This window comes from Sphingomonas adhaesiva, assembly GCF_002374855.1.
Taxonomy (GTDB): Bacteria; Pseudomonadota; Alphaproteobacteria; order Sphingomonadales; family Sphingomonadaceae; genus Sphingomonas; species Sphingomonas adhaesiva.
Genome location: NZ_NWVC01000031.1, coordinates 1 through 2,372, shown reverse-complemented (window position 1 = coordinate 2,372; position 2,372 = coordinate 1). Strand labels below are relative to the sequence as shown.

General features: G+C 69.1%; 3 protein-coding genes. All 3 read left to right on the top strand.

The window, feature by feature from the left end:
* Nucleotides 1-388 (top strand): IS66-like element accessory protein TnpA (tnpA, locus tag COA07_RS17585; protein ID WP_342747687.1); only part of this gene is annotated, 388 nt, incomplete at its 5' end.
* On the top strand, nucleotides 385-732 hold the full coding sequence (gene tnpB / locus COA07_RS17580; RefSeq protein ID WP_025292355.1) for an IS66 family insertion sequence element accessory protein TnpB: 348 nt from the start codon (nucleotides 385-387) through the stop codon (nucleotides 730-732). The genes tnpA and tnpB, both read left to right, overlap by 4 nt.
* Nucleotides 733-787: 55 nt before the next feature.
* Nucleotides 788-2,347, top strand: coding sequence for an IS66 family transposase (gene tnpC / locus COA07_RS17575; RefSeq protein WP_066713531.1), 1,560 nt, complete (start codon nucleotides 788-790; stop codon nucleotides 2,345-2,347).
* Nucleotides 2,348-2,372: the final 25 nt, after the last annotated feature.

Genomic DNA, 2,372 nt, shown 5'->3' with positions numbered 1-2,372 from the left:
TACGAGCGCTCGTACGACTGGTCGTGTGGAGGTGGTCGGCCGGGTATCGGGCCGACGGAGCTGGGCGGACGCGGAGAAGCTGGAGATCCTGGCCGAGGCGTTCCGGCCGGGCGTGCGGGTCCGTGATGTCATCGCCCGGCGCGAGGTGTCGAGCAGCCTGATCTATACGTGGCGCAAGCAGGCGCGGCTGGGCAAGCTGGGCGGGGTCGCGCCTGCGCTGCCGGCATTCGCCGAGGTGCGCGTGGCCGATGTCGCCGCACCTGCGCCGCAGCCGGCGACATCCACGTCCGGCCTCATCTGCATCGAATTTCCGGGTGGCGTCCGAGTGAGCGTGGACGGGTCGGTGGACGCCGGCGCGCTGGCGCGAGTGTTGTCGGTGCTGCGTTGAGCCCCACGCCGTTGCCGACGCGGGTGTTCCTGGCGTGTGGCGTCACCGACATGCGCAAAGGGTTCGATGGCCTGGCGGTACTGGTGCAGCAGGTGCTGGCCCAGAACCCGCACTCGGGCGCGTTGTTCGCGTTCCGGGGCAAGCGGGGTCATCTGGTCAAGCTGCTGTGGTTCGATGGGCAAGGCCTGTGCCTGTTCTCCAAGCGGCTCGACCGGGGCCGGTTCGTCTGGCCGGTGACCGCGACGGGCACGGTGACGCTGACGCCGGCACAATTGTCGATGCTGCTGGAGGGCATCGACTGGCGTCGCCCAGAGCGGACGTTCACGCCGACGCTGGCGGGGTGAAAACGGCGGTTTTGCGACGCTTTTTCTCGCCCGTCGATGCGTGATCTGTTATGAAATGCGGGTGCTGGAAGCGCCTGTTTCCCCTGCTGATGCCACCGCGCGGATCACCGCGCTGGAGGCATCGCTCGCCCGGGCGAATGCCGCGCTCGCCGCCCGCGATCTGCTCATCGACACGTTGCGCGGGCAGATCGCCCGACTGCGGCGGATGCAGTTCGGTGCCTCCTCCGAGAAGTTGGGCCGCGAGATCGAACAGCTCGAGCTGGCGCTGGAAGAGCTGGAAACGGAGCGGGATGTTTCCGAAGTCGAGACTGCGGCGCCTGGAGTAGCGCCGCGCCTGGCACCGGTCCGCAGTCTGCCGGAGCATCTGCCGCGCGAGGAGGTCGTCCACGAGCCGGCGTCCGGTATCTGCACCTGCCCGGACTGCGGTGGTGCGCTGCGCCGGCTGGGCGTGGACGCGCACGAGATGCTCGACATCGTGCCGGTGCGCTGGCGGGTCGTGCGCAACGTCCGCCCCAAATACAGCTGCCGGTCTTGCGAGAAGATCGTCCAGGCACCCGCGCCGGTCAGCGCTGTGGCGCGGGGCAAGGCGACCTTCGCGACGCTGGCGCACGTCGTCGTCTCCAAGTTCGACCACCATCTGCCGTTGTACCGCCAGGCCGAGATGATGGCCGCGCAGGGGCTCGAGATCGACCGCTCGACGCTCGCGGGCTGGGCCGGGCAAGCTGCAGCACTGCTCGACCCGGTGGTCAGCCGTATCCGTGACGAGGTGCTCAAGGCCGACAAGATCCACGCCGACGACACGCCGGTGCCGGTGCTCGAACCCGGCCGTGGCAAGACCGCGACCGGGCGGCTGTGGGTGTACGCCGCCGACGACCAGGCGTCCGGCAGCACGACACCGCCCGCAACATGGTATCGCTTCACGCCCGACCGCACCGCGGCGCACCCGCAGGCGCATCTCGCCGGCTTTCGCGGCTTTCTCCAGGCCGATGCCTATGCGGGCTATGACGCCCTGTACCGCGGTGGCGTCACAGAGGTGGCATGCTGGGCACACTTCCGGCGCAAGGTGTTCGACCTGCACGAGCGCCTCTCCACGCCGCTGACCACCGATATCCTGGAGCGCATCGGCGCGCTCTATGCCGTCGAGGCGGAGGTGCGTGGTCAGCCGCCGGATGTACGCCGTCGAGCGCGACAGGAACGAAGCCAGTCGCTGGTCGACGCCTTGCGCGAGGTGCTCGACGCTGCCCTTCGCCGCCTGTCGCCCAAGTCCGACATGGCCAAAGCCATCGCCTATGGCACCAAACGCTGGCCGGCGCTGTGCCGCTTCCTGGGTGACGGGCGTCTGGAGATCGACAACAACATCGCGGAGCGGGCCCTGCGCGGCGTCGCCGTGGGAAGGCGCAACTGGCTGTTCGCGGGTTCGCGCGCAGGCGGCGAGCGAGCCGCCGCCATCTACACCGTCATCCAGACCTGCAAGGCCAACGGCGTCGACCCGCAGGCCTATATCGCCGATGTCATCGCCAGGGTCGCCGGCGACTGGCCCGCCACCCGCTGGGACGAGCTGATGCCGTGGAACTGGGTGCCCCAGACAGATCAGCCAACAGCCCAAGCCGCATAAACTGCGGTCCTCACGCCACGCTTAC

What these genes read in the sequence shown, in the direction of transcription:
- tnpC (WP_066713531.1), top strand. Translation starts at nt 788, where the DNA reads ATGCGGGTGCTGGAAGCGCCTGTTTCCCCTGCTGATGCCACCGCGCGG.